The organism is Thalassoglobus neptunius (assembly GCF_007859735.1).
In the GTDB taxonomy this organism is placed as follows: Bacteria; Planctomycetota; Planctomycetia; order Planctomycetales; family Planctomycetaceae; genus Thalassoglobus; species Thalassoglobus neptunius.
Genome location: NZ_SIHI01000017.1, coordinates 13,750 through 30,196, shown reverse-complemented (window position 1 = coordinate 30,196; position 16,447 = coordinate 13,750). Strand labels below are relative to the sequence as shown.

The 16,447-nt window shown below is 53.1% G+C and carries 14 protein-coding genes; 7 read left to right on the top strand and 7 right to left on the bottom strand.

What is annotated here, in order from left to right:
- Nucleotides 1–93: 93 nt before the first annotated feature.
- The 4 genes from KOR42_RS18080 to KOR42_RS18065 all read left to right on the top strand — a co-directional run bounded on the left by KOR42_RS18080 (nucleotide 94) and on the right by KOR42_RS18065 (nucleotide 5,218).
- Nucleotides 94–780, top strand: a complete 687-nt coding sequence (locus KOR42_RS18080) for a hypothetical protein (RefSeq protein WP_146511253.1) — start codon at nucleotides 94–96, stop codon at nucleotides 778–780.
- 371 nt (nucleotides 781–1,151) lie between these two features.
- Complete coding sequence (thrS, locus tag KOR42_RS18075; protein WP_146511252.1) at nucleotides 1,152–3,338, top strand: threonine--tRNA ligase; 2,187 nt, start codon at nucleotides 1,152–1,154, stop codon at nucleotides 3,336–3,338.
- A gap of 79 nt (nucleotides 3,339–3,417) precedes the next feature.
- Nucleotides 3,418–4,407, top strand: a complete 990-nt coding sequence (locus KOR42_RS18070; RefSeq protein ID WP_146511251.1) for a beta-ribofuranosylaminobenzene 5'-phosphate synthase family protein — start codon at nucleotides 3,418–3,420, stop codon at nucleotides 4,405–4,407.
- 358 nt (nucleotides 4,408–4,765) lie between these two features.
- Nucleotides 4,766–5,218 carry a PilZ domain-containing protein gene (locus KOR42_RS18065; RefSeq protein ID WP_146511250.1) on the top strand — a complete coding sequence of 151 codons (453 nt, stop codon included), beginning with the start codon at nucleotides 4,766–4,768 and terminating at the stop codon, nucleotides 5,216–5,218.
- A gap of 160 nt (nucleotides 5,219–5,378) precedes the next feature.
- On the opposite strand, the gene KOR42_RS18060 is transcribed toward KOR42_RS18065, so the two are convergent.
- The 3 genes from KOR42_RS18060 to KOR42_RS18050 all read right to left on the bottom strand — a co-directional run bounded on the left by KOR42_RS18060 (nucleotide 5,379) and on the right by KOR42_RS18050 (nucleotide 8,681).
- The gene (locus KOR42_RS18060) at nucleotides 5,379–5,969 is read right to left on the bottom strand and encodes a hypothetical protein (RefSeq protein WP_146511249.1); all 591 of its coding nucleotides are present in this window, start codon (nucleotides 5,967–5,969) and stop codon (nucleotides 5,379–5,381) included.
- A gap of 330 nt (nucleotides 5,970–6,299) precedes the next feature.
- Nucleotides 6,300–7,496, bottom strand: coding sequence for an ABC transporter permease (locus KOR42_RS18055; protein ID WP_146511248.1), 1,197 nt, complete (start codon nucleotides 7,494–7,496; stop codon nucleotides 6,300–6,302).
- An 81-nt stretch (nucleotides 7,497–7,577) separates the two neighbouring features.
- Nucleotides 7,578–8,681 carry a substrate-binding domain-containing protein gene (locus tag KOR42_RS18050; protein WP_146511247.1) on the bottom strand — a complete coding sequence of 368 codons (1,104 nt, stop codon included), beginning with the start codon at nucleotides 8,679–8,681 and terminating at the stop codon, nucleotides 7,578–7,580.
- Between the two features lie 344 nt (nucleotides 8,682–9,025).
- Here KOR42_RS18050 and corA point away from each other — a divergent pair, with 344 nt between their 5' ends.
- Nucleotides 9,026–10,132 (top strand): magnesium/cobalt transporter CorA, encoded by a 1,107-nt coding sequence (corA, locus tag KOR42_RS18045; protein WP_231740993.1) that lies wholly within the window; start codon nucleotides 9,026–9,028, stop codon nucleotides 10,130–10,132.
- A gap of 59 nt (nucleotides 10,133–10,191) precedes the next feature.
- Here corA and KOR42_RS18040 read toward each other — a convergent pair whose 3' ends face one another.
- The 4 genes from KOR42_RS18040 to KOR42_RS18025 all read right to left on the bottom strand — a co-directional run bounded on the left by KOR42_RS18040 (nucleotide 10,192) and on the right by KOR42_RS18025 (nucleotide 14,428).
- Nucleotides 10,192–11,193: a S1C family serine protease gene (locus tag KOR42_RS18040; RefSeq protein WP_146511245.1), complete on the bottom strand. Its 1,002-nt coding sequence runs from the start codon at nucleotides 11,191–11,193 to the stop codon at nucleotides 10,192–10,194.
- A gap of 125 nt (nucleotides 11,194–11,318) precedes the next feature.
- Complete coding sequence (locus KOR42_RS18035) at nucleotides 11,319–12,215, bottom strand: phosphoribosylaminoimidazolesuccinocarboxamide synthase (protein WP_146511244.1); 897 nt, start codon at nucleotides 12,213–12,215, stop codon at nucleotides 11,319–11,321.
- A 359-nt stretch (nucleotides 12,216–12,574) separates the two neighbouring features.
- On the bottom strand, nucleotides 12,575–13,108 hold the full coding sequence (locus tag KOR42_RS18030; protein ID WP_231740992.1) for a hypothetical protein: 534 nt from the start codon (nucleotides 13,106–13,108) through the stop codon (nucleotides 12,575–12,577).
- Between the two features lie 492 nt (nucleotides 13,109–13,600).
- Nucleotides 13,601–14,428, bottom strand: coding sequence for a 3'-5' exonuclease (locus KOR42_RS18025; protein ID WP_146511243.1), 828 nt, complete (start codon nucleotides 14,426–14,428; stop codon nucleotides 13,601–13,603).
- A 348-nt stretch (nucleotides 14,429–14,776) separates the two neighbouring features.
- Between KOR42_RS18025 and KOR42_RS26805 the strand changes: the two genes are divergently transcribed.
- Complete coding sequence (locus KOR42_RS26805) at nucleotides 14,777–14,920, top strand: hypothetical protein (RefSeq protein WP_231740991.1); 144 nt, start codon at nucleotides 14,777–14,779, stop codon at nucleotides 14,918–14,920.
- A gap of 967 nt (nucleotides 14,921–15,887) precedes the next feature.
- On the top strand, nucleotides 15,888–16,445 hold the full coding sequence (locus tag KOR42_RS18020) for a DUF309 domain-containing protein (protein WP_146511242.1): 558 nt from the start codon (nucleotides 15,888–15,890) through the stop codon (nucleotides 16,443–16,445).
- The last annotated feature ends 2 nt before the right edge of the window (nucleotides 16,446–16,447 follow it).

Sequence of the window (16,447 nt, the reverse complement as noted above, 5' to 3'; positions counted from 1 at the left end):
ATAAGTGAAGAACTGCCAGTATTGGCGTCCGTTCGTTTTCGATTTCTGTTTCATGAAACTGAAACATCATTTTTCTCCGGGAAGGGTATTGGAATGAGAGTTCAGATGTTGTTCGTGGCTGCGATGGCTTTGTGTGTCTTGGCATCGAGTGTGGTGTCCGCTCAGGATGAAGTTTTGCCTGCAGGTGCGGACACAACCCAAACCACTCCGGAAACCACACCGGATGAAAAATCGACACCGGAACCTGTTCCGGGAGATCAACCAGCAGATCAACCTGCGGAACCTGCGAAGGATGAGTTTGTCGATAAGACTCTCGATCGCGCAAAGGAAACGGTTTCGGAGTTGTCTGAGAAGATTGATGAAGACGAACGAGCGCAAGAGTTTTCGGCGGGAGTTCTCAAGCCGATTTACACAGTCGCGGAAGCACTGGCGTTTCCCGCATTTCACTGGTTGGCGTTCGCTTTGATGGCGACAGGAGTGGTTTCATTCGCTTTGCAGCTTGTCCTTGGGAAACTTGTCGTTCTGGCAAATATGGGGTTCAGCCTGAAAGAAATCCTGGCTGACGCGCTGGGGCTGGCGATTAGCGTGATCGGACTCGTGTTGACGACTCAAGCTGCGGCTGAAAACTCCACTTTCACAGCGAGTGCTGCAGCGGTTCTCTCAGCGACGATTACTGGAATTGTCCTCGGCTTCGTTTTCTATCTTTGGGGTCAAAGTCAGGAAGTCGAAGCGGCTCGTGGTCGCAGTGCACTTCAGCAAGCGGAATCGAAGAAGAAGTAATTCCGCTGTCTGAGATCGTCTGATCGGGCGAGTGGATCCCGCAAAGCTGTGAGTTACGAAGCAGTGAACATTCGATGAATGACGCACTCGCTCCTTGAATCGCAGTGATGGGTCCATTCGCCTGAGCAATTTCTGGATTTGTGGAAAAGCACTTCTCCGCAGAGCCCAGAGAATCCGTGAAATTGGCCGTTGGGCGTGGGTTGCGCGGAATCTGGGTGTCAGAGAATTGCTCCCGGTTGACGAGTTCGCAACACTTCCCTAGAACGCGCACATAGAATCAAGGTGATTTCCGCCACCCCTCGTATCGGTGGCCATTTTGATTTGAGAACGACGAAGTCGCCTCAAGCGGCTTCTCAACATAGAAATGATCCATGCCCAGAATTCAGCTTCCCGACGGGACGATTCAAGACATCGCAGACGGATCTTCAGCTCTGGATGTCGCTCGTGGGATTGGCGAGCGCCTCGCGAACGCAACCGTGGCTGCCGAAATTGACGGTGTCATTGTCGATGCAGCCCGACCGTTGAACGAGGTCAGCGACGCTGATCCGATCCCTTTGAAGCTCTTGACCACACGGGATGCGGAAGCGGTCGGCGTCCTGCGGCACTCCTGCGCTCACGTCATGGCGCGGGCTGTGATGAGATTGTTCGACGGCGTCGGTTTGGCATTCGGGCCGACCACGGGCAACGGCTTCTACTACGATTTCGACTTGGAGACTCCGATCAGCGAGGAAGATTTTCCGCGAATCGAAGCTGAGATGCAGTCGATCATCAAAGACTCCGAGCCATTTGAGCGATTTCATCTCGATCGCGATGAAGCGATTGAACTCGTTTCGGGGCTCAATCAGGAGTTGAAAGCTGAGCATATTCAGACCGGGTTGGCCGATCACGATTCACTGAGCTTCTATCGGCAGGGAGAGTTCGTCGATCTCTGCCGCGGTCCACATATTCCGGATGCTGGACGCATCAAGGCATTTAAGCTTGTCAGCATTGCGGGGTCGTACTGGAAAGGCGATTCGAAGAACAAACGGCTTCAACGTTTGTACGGGACAGCCTTTTTCGACAAGAAGGACATGAAGGCCTATCTCGAACAGGTCGACGAAGCGAAACGTCGCGACCATCGAGTGCTCGGCAAACAGCATGGTCTGTTCTCGATTTCTTCCGAAGTCGGCTCGGGCTTGTGTCTGTGGTTGCCGAAAGGGGCGACCGTCCGCGCGCTGCTTGAAGACTTCATTAAACAGGAACTTCTGAAGCGGGGGTATCAACCCGTTTACTCGCCGCACATCGGGCGAGCGGAGCTTTACGAAACAAGCGGGCACTTCCCGTATTATCGCGACTCGCAGTTTGCACCGATCTTCGGGCATCCCGCAGGTCAACTCGTCGACTACTGGAAGCAGTGTCTGACTGCGAACGAGATCGACGAGAAGGTCGAAAATGACTTTCTGGAAGCAGCCAAAGACATTGGATGTCCATTCGAAGACTTTCCGAAAGAGGCTGGGAACGAAGAGAAACTCGCTTATCTCAGCAAGTGGGAAAAGCAGCAGGAGAGATATCTTCTCAAGCCGATGAACTGCCCGCATCACGTGCAGATGTATCAGGCACAGCCTCGTTCCTACCGAGACTTGCCCGTTCGCCTCGCCGAGTTCGGAACAGTCTATCGCCACGAGCAATCGGGCGAACTGAACGGAATGCTTCGGGTGCGTGGATTGACTCAGGACGATGCGCATCTCTTCTGTACTCCCGAACAAGTCGAACAAGAATTCAAGGAAACTCTCGACCTCGTGAAGTTCGTTCTTGCGAGCGTTGGGTTGGAAAACTATCGCGTTCAACTGTCGCTGCGCGATCCGGATTCGGACAAGTATGTCGGGTCGGAAGATCTGTGGGACCGTGCTGAAGGAACGCTTCGGAAAGTGCTTCAGGAATCGGGATTGGAGTTCACGGAGTGTGCTGGCGAAGCGGCATTTTATGGACCGAAAGCAGACTTCATGGTCAGCGATGCAATCGGTCGAGAATGGCAGCTTGGCACCGTTCAGTTGGACTACAATCTCCCTGAACGGTTTAAGCTCGAATACGTTGGCTCCGACAATCAGACGCACCGTCCGGTCATGATTCATCGTGCACCGTTTGGGTCGATGGAACGATTTGTCGGCATGCTGATCGAACACTTTGCAGCAGCGTTTCCATTGTGGCTGGCACCGGAGCAGATTCGCATTCTCAATCTGAATGACGAAATGCTTCCGTTCTGCGAGGAGGTTCAACAGACATTCCGTCAGGCGGGATTCCGAACTTCGATCGATCGACAATCAGCGAATGTCAAGAAGAAGATTCGCGACGCCCAGTTGGATCTGGTCCCTTATATGTTGGTCGTCGGCCCGAAGGACAAAGAGAAGGGCGGAGTTTCCGTGCGGGACCGAATCGAAGGCGATCTCGGTTTCATGTCGCTGGATGACGCTGTGGCGAAACTGGTTCAGGAACGCGACGAAAGAACGATCCGGCAGGTCATTAAGTCCGAGGTGAAAGTCTTCTCTGGTGGAGGAAGTGAAGCTGAGAACGAATATTGATTCTTCAGTTCAAACTTCTCAGCGGGAAAGTAGATTTGTCGGCGAACGCATCTGAACAGCAGGTGCCTGGGACATCGAAATGCAATCGCTCAATTTGATGATTGAAACCGGTGCGCGATTGCATTTTGGTCCCCTTTCGTACCGTCCTGAAATCGGTCGGCACTTCGGCGGAATCGGACTCATGATCCGCGAACCGGGAGTGTCACTCAGGTTTTCTGCGGACGCTGACCGGAACGAATCCAACCGCTCCGAAGAGTCTTTCTCTATATCAGATAGGTCCAGCCGAGCGTATGCGATTGCGAACGCGATTCGGAAAGCTCGCCCGGACTGGGATCGGCCGATTGATCTCGACGTTGTCTCGGAAATTCCCTCGCATCAGGGACTCGGGTCCGGAACTCAACTGTCGATGGCCGTCGCCGAAGGATTGGCATCACTGCACGGTGTCAATGACTTGAGCCTTCGTGAATTGGCCTCGTTGGGCGGGCGCGGAGGGCGGTCTACGGTTGGACTTCATGGTTATCAGACAGGTGGCTTTCTCGTCGATGCTGGTCATGCTTCCGGTGCAACGATGGGGGATCTTGCATGCCGCATCGAGTTCCCCGATGACTGGCCCGTGATTCTCGTGACTCCCCCTCAGTCTTCAGGACTTTCTGGAGAAGGGGAAGCGGAGGCCTTCGCGGAGTTATCGCCAATGTCACAGGCGACGACAGGAGAATTGTGTCGGTTGGTGTTGACCGGGATTCTTCCGGGAATTCAATCGCGGGTTTTCTCTGAGTTTTGCATCGCACTGCAACGGTACGGAGATTTGGTGGGAGAGTTCTTTCAGGAAGTTCAGGGAGGACGTTATTCCCATCCGGAGATGGAAAATCTCGCCGAGCGGGTCGCGCAATTGACTGATCCGGTCTGTCTGGTTCAATCTTCATGGGGCCCGACTGTCGCTGTGTTTGTCGAGGACGACCAGTCGGCTCAGCGGCTGATTGAGTCACTCGATGCAGACTTCGTGAAGAAAGACTGGAAAGTCGTCCGAACCTCCGCGTTCAATGCAGGCCGGCGACTGTCGTTGGGGTAATCGCAATCTTCCCCCGAGGAAGTTGCGCAATCTTCGCGGGGCCTTCGCTCCATTAAGGCGATCTGAACGCCGTTCATGCTTTGAGAGAGTCTTCGGTGTGGGAGTATGCCGCACATTCGCCAATTCACATCATGTCATGAGTGGTTTCTGTGACCCTGACCGATGTGATCGTCAGAAATGGCCGACTTCCAGCCTCTTGGTCCAGAGATTTCTCCGCCTGGCGGATTGCCGGTCGCATAATTGGCTCAGGAACTCAGCTTCTCGCAGGTCGTGAATGCCTTTGGTGATTCTTCATCAGAAGTTCACTCGCGAGCGAATATTGCTGATTGGAACATGATCTTGTGCAGGATAGAGCACGATGATGAAGATGTCGCGAACAGAGAGATTGCGGCTTGAACGGTTGATCGAAGTGGATGCTTGTAGCAATGACAGCATCAAGCAAAATCGACGCTCGTCGAATCGGGTTCCAGTTCGTCTGATTGCGACGCTGCTGTTAAAGCACGAACACACGCGAGAGTGTCGATCGGTGACGCTGGGAGGTCGAGTTCTCAATCTCTCCAAAGGCGGGGCGATGATTGCGATGGATCGGGTCATTGCAACCGAGACGGTCTTCATCCGCTTTCTGTCGGAAGCAGCCGGTCCCAATGTGATTCAGTCTCGCCTCGTTCACTCATCGATGGATCGCAAGAGTGATCATCTGCATATCTACGGAGTGGAGTTTCAGAAGCTTCTGACTGATCATCAATTTGCTGAATTGCTCCGATCGCAGAGTGCCGTCGACGAAGACGATTCCATCTCTCCGGCCTCTTAGGTTTCTGTCACGCTTTCGCGTCATTTCTGCTCCAAGCTTGAAGATCGCAGCGACGAGCTTTACTCGCTGAAATTGTGCGACAGCGCAAACAAAAAAACTCCGCAGGGAACAAGTCGCCTGCGGAGTTTAGAATTTTGTCACTGGTGTGCGTGCTTGAAGATCATCGACCGAACAGGCTTCCAGGGTTTTTGCTTCCACCGCCACCGTTGCCGAAGCCTCCTTGGTTGCCTGGCTTCTGGTTGAAGTTGTTGAATGGGTTTCCGCCCGGTTTGCCTTTGGGAGGATTGCTGGATCCCTTCTTGAACATGTTTCGAGCACCCGGTTTTTCTGATTCCAGTTTGAATTGTGCTCCGTATTGCTTCACGCCAGAAGAGCTGACTGCTGCCGGGCCCATCAGAGGGGTGAATTCGACCCATGCATACTGGACACCGTATCCCGGTCGGAAGAACTCAATAGCTGCTTCACGATTCGGTCCGATTGCCGACTTGGCCATTTCGAGTTCGCGGAGTGAGCGAAGGTTGTAAATCACCTGACCGTCAGCTGTGGCACGCATGAGGATGTCACCAGGATGCAGTCGTCCGACTGCCGAGTAACCTGGGATCGTGCTTGTCACATACATTCCCTGATTGACCGCCTGAACGTACACACCGAGGAGCAAACCGGATTGTGTTTGAATTCCCTGAGCTTGTGCTTGAACATTCAGAGTTGAGACGAGCAGGAGTGTGGCAGCTGCGGTGGTGAAGAGTTTCATCGGTCAGTCTTTCGTCTTGAGAGAAGGTTGTGAGTCATTTGTTGGTGGTCGTTGTTGTGACCAGTGTTGATGACTCTTCTCTTTGCAGACCCCGGACCAAAAGTTGAATGATTCTCGTTGAGTTTTCTTAAGTGGCTTTCGGGAAAGGCTTTGCGATTTTGTGGAGAGAGGTGGCCAATTCCGAAGCGAGACGAGAGTGTCGTCAGGCGGATTTTTTTGGTGTCTCGCGTGAAGTCGTAATGACTACGGTTTTGCAAAGAGTTCAAGCGAAAGTTGGGAGGATAGGGCAGGCATCGGCATTGTCGGCCGGTTGCTCTGGCAGATTCTGCGTCATCGAGTGCGTGGACGGTTCGAGGCTCGCTCGTAGACAGCTCGGATCGCCAGTACGAAAAGAATTCCCAGCCCGACAGTGAAACCGCGTGAGATCGCGTGCTCTGTGGCTGTCACGGCGTAGAGCACACCAGCAATTAACGACAGGATTCCGACATTCATTAAGCCCAACCAGCCGGGGAAGAATTGCTTCGAGCGGCCTCCTTCAAAACGAAGGGTGTTGACCGCCACAGCCAGAACAACGAGGACACCGACGACCAGGCCTTCGATTCGGTCGGAATTCGTCACTGCCAGCTTTTGCACAGAGTCAATGACAAGGCGGAGGAACAAGGCACCGAGCATCACTCCCGGAATCGTTCCAATGCCCCCAGCGAGGCTGCATCCCCCGACAACAGCTGAGGCGATTGCGTTGAGTTCATAGCCGAGTCCCGCATTGGCAGCACTCACCGAACCGACGTAGGCCGCGTACAGGATTCCGGAAATCGCGGCTGTGACACTCCCGATGCAGTAGGCCAGCCACTTCAGGCGGTCTGTTTGAATTCCCGAGAGCTTCGCGGCAGTTTCGTTTCCGCCCATGGCGTATAGATGACGACCGATGATCGTTCGGTTCATCAAGATCCAGAAGGCGATCGCCAGAACAATCCACAATGCCACCGGAATCCACCAGGCTTCTGACCCGATTGACTGGAGCCGTTCGTCATTCACGGTGATTTGCTCGCTGCCGGTCATTCGCGCGGACAGGAGACGTGCGAGGCTTCGAAGCCCGACAAGTGAAGCGAGTGTTGCAACGAAGGGCGGAAGTTCAATGATATTGATCAACCAGGCGTGAAACGTACCGATCAGGACAGCGCAGAAGAGTGTCGCGAGTCCGGAAACGACAAGAATCCACGTAGCGACATCGCCCGTCATGGGCTGTCCGCGGTCGGTTTTGGGGACAAGCAGAACAATCAGGCCAAAGAAGAGAGTGCCACTGAACGCAATGACCGACCCACTGGAAAGATCGATTCCGCCAGCAATGATCACGATCGCTGCGCCGAATGCAAAGACGCCAAGCATGGCTGCATGACGCATGATCGACTGAGCGTTATCGACCGGTTGCTGCTGATAAGATGGACTGAGCCACGTCGTCACAAGCGTCACGACAGCGATGGCGAGAACGAGACCGAATTCGTTTCGGTGTTTCTTTAACAGTTCCATCAGTGTGGGTTGCTTTCCAGGAGTTTGATTCGATCAGCGCTCTGCAGGTGTTTTGGGCCAGGTGCGGGGTCAAACAGTTGTTTACGAACTGACAAGAGACCGCTCAGCCAGCCAGGCTTTGAACTCGTCATACGTCATGAAGACGGTTTCCGGTTCAAGCAGGTCTTTGGTGATCGGACTTCCGTCGGGAACAACAACTCGGAGATCGGTTCGATGAAGATCTCCTTCACCTTCCTGGCTGTAGTTGGGATAAAACTTGTCAACGGTTTCCTGATCGTCTTCTGTGAGAGCCAGCAGGAGTTCCACGCTTTCGGCACCAATTTGATATGGGTTTTGCACCACCATGACGTCAACGTTTCCGTCGCCCATTTCTTTGATGCTGGCTTCGGCAGCGTCGAAGCAGAGGACGCGGGTCGACTCCCGGATCTTTTTGTCTTTGACCACCTGAACGATGATCGGAGTGTTGTAGGCCCAGATTCCCACCAGCATGTTCAAGTCGGAGTTCCGATCGAGAGCTCCTTCGACGTTGTTCCGGTTTTTGATTTTGTCTGCGCCATCGGCCAGTCGTTCAATTTCTGTTCCGGTCCCTTCCATACCTTCCACGAAGCCATCCATGCGGGCGACGGCGTTCGCAGCGCTCGTGCTTCCGACGAAGAACGAATACTTGGCGTTTTCGGGAGCGATTGCTTTCGCAGCTCGTCCCAGTTCGCGTCCTCCGACAAGATTGTCTGTGCCCAGGTAAGCGAAGCGAGCGTCTCGGAACTGCTCCCGATCGATGTCTCCGTCAAAGGTGATGACTTTGACTCCTTTGTCCCGGAGCTTCTTCATTTCACGGGCGATTGCCGCGCTTTCCGGGTTGTAAACCGAAATTCCGACGGCAGCGATGTCCGATTGCAGGTTGTACTGTTTCAGTTTGTCGAGTTGCCCCTTGTCGGTGAAATCTCCACGTTCGTAGGAGAGCGTGTAGCCTTTGTCTGCGAGTCCAAGTTCTTCAGCCGCAGCGACGGCGCCCGCTTCGCAGGTGTCCCAGAAGGGATCGGGGCCGTTGGTCAGCAGGACGATTCGTTTGGTACCATTGGCAACGCCCGGGCCAGCTTGTGGCGTTTCGCTGGGGCATCCCGAAATGAAACCGCAGAGCAGAAAGAGGCTCAGGAGTTTTGCAAGTGGTTGAACGGGCTGGCGCATGAGTTGTTCCTAGAGCACGTTTCGAAAATGTCTTCGTGAATTTGCACAAGCAAACAGGACAAAAATCATGTCAAACAGTCCAAGCGAGTGAACAGGCAAGAGCAGCAAGCTCTCATCAAGCACAGGCTTCTGGATTGATCATATCAGTGATTTTGGTTGCGAAATGAAGATAGGTACTGCAGTTGCGCAAGTCAACGAGGAGTCCTCGGAGAGGATTGGCAAACGTTGATGTCGAAGCGATCGTGTGAGCGGCGCCGAAAATTAGCCTTGCGATGTTCATGGCGGCCAAACGATATTTCAGACGGAAGCAGAATGACGGACCTTCAAGAACGTGGGGAACGATTGTGATTCGAAAATTCGTCCGGAAAGTTCGACCGAAGAGACAGGTCTTTCGTCGTCGTACTCCGATTGCATCTCCGCCGGGAACAGTTCGGTCGGACACGAAGAATCTGGATGTGAAGTTGCGGCAAATTCGGTTTTCGAAAGAACATCTCGAAGATCAACGGATTGAAATGCATCCCAAGCTTCATACTCAGCTTCAAGATCACTCCGCTGAAGAGGCAGTGCTTTGGCTCGACGTGGTGGGGGTTGGCAATGGAGATGCTGTCGGTCAGATTGGTCAGAAGTTTGGCCTGCATTCGTTGGCGCTTGAAGATGTCGTTCATACCCATCAGCGTTCGAAGTATGACGATTACGAAGACCACATTTTCTTCGTGGCACGGATGCTGAAATCGACTGATACGATCGAAAGTGAACAGGTCAGCCTTTTTCTCGGTTCAGGGTTTGTGATCTCTTTTCAGGAACTCGACGGGGATTGTTTCGAGCCGATTCGGGAGCGAATTCGACAGCATACGCGCATTCGAGGTCAGCAGGCGGACTATCTGTTTTACACGATGATCGATGCCATCATCGATGGTTATTTTCCGAGGCTGGAGGCGATCGGGGCCAGGCTTGAGGACATCGAAGAAAAGATCCTCAATCTGCAGGACGAAATTGCAGAAGTCTACGATCTGCGTCGAGAGTTGATGTGGATTCGAAAGAACGTGTGGCAACTCCGTGAAGCTCTGCAATCAATGATGACTCATGAGCATCCATTGATTTCGAGTGGAACGCGAACGTACATGCGCGACTGTCATGACCACACGGTGCAGCTGATCGAAGTGGTCGAAGTGTTCCGCGATCAATGTGCGAATCTGCGTGACTTGTCTCTGGCGATGTCCGACGTCAAAGCGAATGAGGTGATGAAAACTTTGACCATCTTCGCGACGATCTTCATGCCGATGAGCTTCGTCGCTGGCGTTTATGGAATGAATTTTGACAACAAGGTGTCGGCTTGGAATATGCCGGAATTGGAGTGGACGTATGGGTATCCGTACGCACTCGGGCTGATGGCCGCAATTGGCATCGCCCTGTTGATCTACTTCTGGAAGAAGGGCTGGCTCAAGGATTGAATCTTCTGCGAAGATGCGCTTCTCGCTGAGCCGCGATTCAGATGCGCGTGAGAATTGGTTTAGTCCCACCTCATTCCGAGGCGAGCTTTCACGTTAATAATCTCTTCGTCTCTGAGCAGTTCCAGCGAGACAGATTTTCCCGGTGGTTCTTCTCCGATGAGATCTCTCAACTGCTCGAAAGATCGGATGCGTCGATTTTCGAAGGTGAGTAGAATATCGCCCTGTTCGACACCGGCCCGGTCGGCAGGTTCTCCAGCGAGGACATCAGTGATCATCAGCCCCGTTCCGGATGGGTTCACTTTTCCGACAATTCCAAGATATGCGCCGCTATGGGTTCGGAAGTCTTCGCCCGCGACGAAACGTTCCCAGCCGTCTGCGTAGGCGCTGGCGGGAACATGGAAGTTCAGGTCGGTGCTTTCGCCAATTCGAGTGTTGATGCCAATCAGTTTTCCGTCGATTCCGAAGAGTGGTCCGCCCGAGTCGCCGCCGACCAGTTCGCAGTCTGATTGGATCAACCAGCGGTTTTGAAGGATCACCCGCCCCAGTCGAAGGACCTGTCCGCGAGCCACTTGATAGCCGCCGGGATGAGCGAGGACGAGGCACCAGTCACCCGGGCTTGCAGCTTGTTCGGCAAGCTCGCAATAAGGCCAGTCATCTCGCGTTGAGGTGATTTGCACCATTGAAGCGTCGAGGATCACATTGCGCCCGAGCGTCTTTCCGCGATAAGTCTTTCCGTCGTTGGTGACGATCGAAACGGGCCGTCCGGGAGGACCGGTCACATGGGCTGCGGAGAGAATGAGTCCTTTGGGATCGACGATGACCCCGCTGCCCTGGGCTCCTCCCACGCTGAGATTGACCGTGCACTCCTTGAGCAATGGAACAAGTGTCGACAGGTGGTCCTGCATCTGACGCAGGTCCCCGACTGACGTTGGAGCAGGCTTCGTGAATGCGTCAGGGACGCGGTCAATCGCGACCGGCCATCGCTGCTCGTCCTGTCCAATGGCAGTATGAGCAATGAAGATGAGGAAGACGAAAGTCGATGGGATGAGTCGGCGATTCATATTCAAGAGTACAACAGACAGTGAGAGGATGCTGAATCGGAAGTCTCTTTATCATACGCAAAGCACAGACCATCGGACCAGTAAAACCACGGAAGCGGGGCTATTAGCGATCCAGCGCTGAGGCTTTAAGCCTCTTTCCATGCGAAGCTTTGCCCGGTCAATTGCTCGTAGGCGTCGATATATTTGCTTCGCGTTTGGGTGACGATCTCACGTGGGAGTTCAGGCGGAGGGCTGTTCTTGTCCCAGTCGGTCGATTCCAGCCATTCGCGGACGAACTGCTTGTCGAACGAAAGCTGCGCGTGTCCCGGTTCGTAGGTGTCTTTCGCCCAGAAGCGTGAACTGTCCGGTGTGAGAACTTCGTCAATGAGAATGACTTCGCTGCCGATGAGTCCGAATTCGAATTTGGTGTCAGCGATGATGAGTCCACATTGTTCGGCTCGATTCACAGCTGTGCGATAGATCTCGAGGCTTTTCTTTCTCAAGTCTTCGGCGAGGTTGGTGCCGAGCAGATTGCACATCTGTTGGAATGAAATGTTTTCGTCGTGCCCTTGTTCTGCCTTTGTGGCTGGCGTGAAAATTGGTTCCGGTAGCTGGCTTCCCTGAAGCAATCCCGGTGGGAGTGGCTCTCCGCAGACGGTTTGTGACTTCTGGTATTCCTTCCAGCCTGAGCCTTCCAGATATCCCCGGACGACACATTCGACCGGAATGACTTTGGTTTTTCGAACGACCATGGAGCGGCCTTCGAGTTCTTCAAGATTCACTCCGTCCGGAATCGGTAATTCGCCCGGGTCGAGAGAGAGGAGGTGGTGAGGGAGCGTGATCTGAGAGAACCAGAATGCGCTGATTTGCGTTAGAACCCGTCCTTTGTCGGCGATGGCTGTCGGAAGGATCCAGTCGAATGCGCTGATCCGGTCTGTGGCGATGAGGAGCAGGCGATCTCCGAAATCGTAGATGTCCCGGACTTTTCCGCGTTGAACCGGAACTTCAGGAATGGACGTCGAGACGACCGGAGGGTGGGGCATTGAAGAACGCTTTCAAGTCAAATTTCGAAAACTGAGAGAGGTTCCCGGTCTGTTGAACTGTGGTCAGGCAGGCGGTGAACTGAGGAGACCTCGGAATCAGGAGGGCATGACCTGTTGAGCGGCAGCCCAACGAGCGGATGCTGAAGCGGCCATGCAGGACTTCAGAATAGCGCAAACTTCCTCCATGTCGAGAGTAGAAGGCTTCGGCGAGGGAGGAAAGCGAGTCCCAAAGAATGGTGAGCCCACAAAAAAAGGTGTTCGCAACGGAGGGTTGCGAACACCTGATTGAGCTTGAATCTGAAGATCAGTTCCCGGAATGCACTCGATCATTTCGGGTGTGGGGAAGCTGTGAAAATGATCTAGTTCAAGATGGTCTCAGTCTTTGCGACAAGAGCTTTGATTTTGTCGTTGGAGAGATCAGAAGCTTTCAGTTCTTCGTTGACTTTCAGCTTTCCGTCGACCCACATCATCACTGTGATTTCTGCGTCTTTTGAGATTTTGTAAGCGGGAGGACCGGTTGGGCCGTCGAACACAGTCAGAGGTGTCTTTGAAATCGAATTTGATTTCGCAACATCTTTCAGCTGTGATTCCTGAGCTTCTGGCTGGTCGGTGAGAAGAACGACGAACGCTGCCATTTTCTTCGATTCGTTTTCGCCAACAGTTGCGTCAACGCTCTTCACGAGAGACGCGACATTGTCGTTCATTTCGCGTGCGAAGATGCTGACGACAGGTCGGTTGCGATACTGGCAGCGATAGCACAGTTTTTCGCCTGCTGATGGACCAGTGACGTCTTTCACGTAGAACGCACCGACGCCTTCACCGACTTCAAGTCCCCCAGCCATTGCGACTGAAGAAACAACGAGCAACGCTGCCACTGCACTTAGAATTTTCATTTCGTACACTCTCCTTTAGGGATAAACTCGCTTTGAGCGTTCCTGACTTCACGTGTTTCAAATCGCCTTGAATTCCCTCTGCGTTAATCATTGATTCCGGGCAGGGGAGTGACTCTCTTTCTGATCATTCAAACTCACTTGTCATGAAAAAGTTCCGTAACAAGTTAACTCTTGGCATCAGTTGCCGAATTTGGTGATCCTGTGTCAGAGCTTCAAGGTGGGATTTCGGAGGCACAGCGTCGTTCGAATTGAATCGCGAAGGTCTACTCGAAGTTGACCAAACTCAAATCATCGCTTCTCAGCGAGCTCTCTTCAGCGTAATGCCTGAGTTCGGCAATTGGGCTCCGCGATTCTTTCCTCACGACGAGGTGAGAAGTGTTGATTGAGGATGGACACACGGACCGATCAACAATCAACGCATCTGATCTGGATTGTATGTTCTCTCAATTCAGAATTTCAACGAGGAAACAGGAAATTAGGGAAACAACGTTGTTATTCCGGATTGGGAGGTGGAACCCAGTCTCCCCATCCTTCCAGGTAGTGAGCAATCGCCTGATCGTTGTCGCGCTGATCTTCAAGCCACGCTTTCGTCTCTGCGACAATGGTCCCTTCGTCTTCAAGCGAGAGGAGTCCGAGTAGAACTCGCGTTCGAAGAAAGACGAAGTACGTGTCGAGGACATCGCAACGACAGTAGTCGTTGATTTCCTTGAGGCGGCCAGCGTCGAACATGTCCTGAACTTGTGAACCATCGATTCCTGATTTTCCCGGCTTCCCAATCAGATTCGCGAGCAGGTTCAGGCCGCCGTTCATGCGTGTCGCCCCGAAGTTTGAGAACAGGTCCATCATGTCGATGTGCGAGCGGGAATTGTAGCGGTTGCGACATTGTTCGTAGGCAGGAGCGGAGACATTGAACCAGTCGGGAATCGCCAGCCCGTAGCGGTACGCAGCGTATTCGAGGACCGGCATGTCGTATCCTCGGCCATTAAAAGTCACGAAGGTGGGGCGTCCATAGTGCCTCCATCCGTTCCAGAACCCTTCGGTGATGATATGCGGGCGATAATCTGGTTCGTCGAGAACTGACAAGCCAATGAGCCGGAAATCTCGACCTACCTTGGCGACAGCGACAGACGCGGGCAATACAAATGTTGGCGGAAGGACATCTCGTCCGGTCTTCTCAAGCAGTTCGTCGCGGTATTTTCGCAGGCCCTCTGGTGCGGAGAGCTTTTCGGTGGGGTAGCGAACTTTCGCGATCAGGTCTCCGTCGCCGACAGCTTCAACGTCAAAGATTAGATAAGCAACCTCCGATGACGAAGCACGCATGGGCAATTCTTTCCGGATTGTGTGGCACTAATTGCTGAACAGCATTGAGCTTATCAGTATTATTGCAAGCCTGAGAAAATGATGCACTTGTTCGCTGTGTTTTTGGAAGAAGTCGAGTAATCTACACCAAAACTTCGTTTTCAGTGTTCCGTGGGTCGTGGTAACACTTTTCGTTATTGCTGGCGGAGTCAGCGAAATACTCGTGTCGCGTCGCAGTTGATTGGATAGCTGCGGTGATGATTTCGGGATATTGGATCGACGCAAATGCGAACATTTCTTGAGCTCCGAGAGTTCTGCTCAACTCGTCCAGACTGCAAAATGGTCTCTGCGCAGGAGTTCATCGACTTGATGATGTCCCACGCCGAATTTGAACGAGCCGATGAACCCGAGGCAAACCTGCTTGGTCTGATTGATCGAGTCACAGGTGGCCGTGTCTTCGTTCGAGCAGAAGAGATCGACGTACTCCGTGGTTCTTTCCTGCATCTCAACTAACGCTGCGTCTCAGTAAACCAGCGTCACGTGAAACTGCAGCGCTATAAACTTGCAGCATGTGAAAATTGATGCTGCGATTGGTTGGGTGCGCAAATCTCGCAATCGCAACCGTATATTTGCACGGCGACGGTCAGTGCGCATCGGCTTTCTGGAGACGTGCGGTTCTCACGTTGCTTCGCTCTTCGATGTGCATCCCGTTCAGTTCGAGTGCTCTTCGGAGGGGGGCCGCTTGAAAACGTGAACTTCGGGCAATTGTTTTCTTGGGAGTGAGTGCGATAATCAGGTGGGAACCCGGTGTGTTTATCGAGAGAGTTTTCTCGGATTCACACGAGTGATCAGGTCGAGCCCTGTCGCAGGTCTCCCAAACGGGTGCACAGTCTTCGGCAGCAAACTTAATTGAAGTCGCGGAGTCGCTACTTCGAAAACCGCAGAGTTTGCCAGATTGATACAGATGTTGTGGGGAGAATTCCACGTTCAAGGGAATGTGGGGGAATTGCGAAAATCGATCTACACATTTGCTCGAACAGGTGTTCTAATCCTTTGAACTCAATGAATTGACGTGCTTTCGGAGAAGCCTTTGTCAAGGGCACTCTCATTCAAGGCAATGTCGATCTTTTGATGAGTTTTCGGAAGGATTCGCCGGTCTGCTGACCGAAATTCCGTGAATTAGTCACGGATGCTGCGCTGGATTGCCCTCCGTGTGTACTCAACACCCTGAAACGTCGGTCTGCTCGTCCCGAGTAGTGACGGTTCGGGCAGTGATCGTTTTGGGCAGTGATAATTCTCACTCGTCCTGGTGACAATTTCCTGAAAGCGTTCCTGTTCCTGCAAGCGAATTTTGTCTTGAAAGATTCACGGCCTGTTGACCTCTCGTCGATCAGCCATGGTCTGCACTTGCCTGTCCGGCACACTTGATGGGTGGAACTGACAAACTTTCGTTCGGTTCTCGTTTCTCGAGAAAGTTGATATGACTTCGACGACTAAATTTATCCGACTCCTTCCTTCGACTGAACTCCCTCGCTATACGCATGTTCCAGGATCTGGAACCCCTCATCCCTACCGTGATCCTCGGGGGCACAGCTACAACCGTCGACCACAACCGCCGAAAGCCTTAAAGGAAGAACGGTGGTCGGAGAACAGGAATTATCTGATCGGTCTCGACTACTTCAATCTCGGTTTCTACTGGGAAGCAAACGATGAGTGGGAACGACTGATGCGGGCGACTGGTGCCGATTCTCTGACAGGATTGTTCCTCAAGGGGATGGTCAAAATGGCGGCTGCCGGAATTAAGGTTCGTGAAGAGAGCATTCACGGAGTTCGCCGTCATGCTGCTTCCGCTGGTGAAGTGTTTGCAGATGTGGCGGCCGAATCAGATCGTGACCGCTACTGCGGGCTCGATTTCACGTTGCTTCAGTTTGCCGCTGATCGTGCTGCTCAACTTGCTTATCCGACCGATCTCGAAGTGGGACGGCCTCTTCGCGTCTTTCCGTTTGTCTTGACTCCTGAACCTATCCCGCTTCAGTAGAT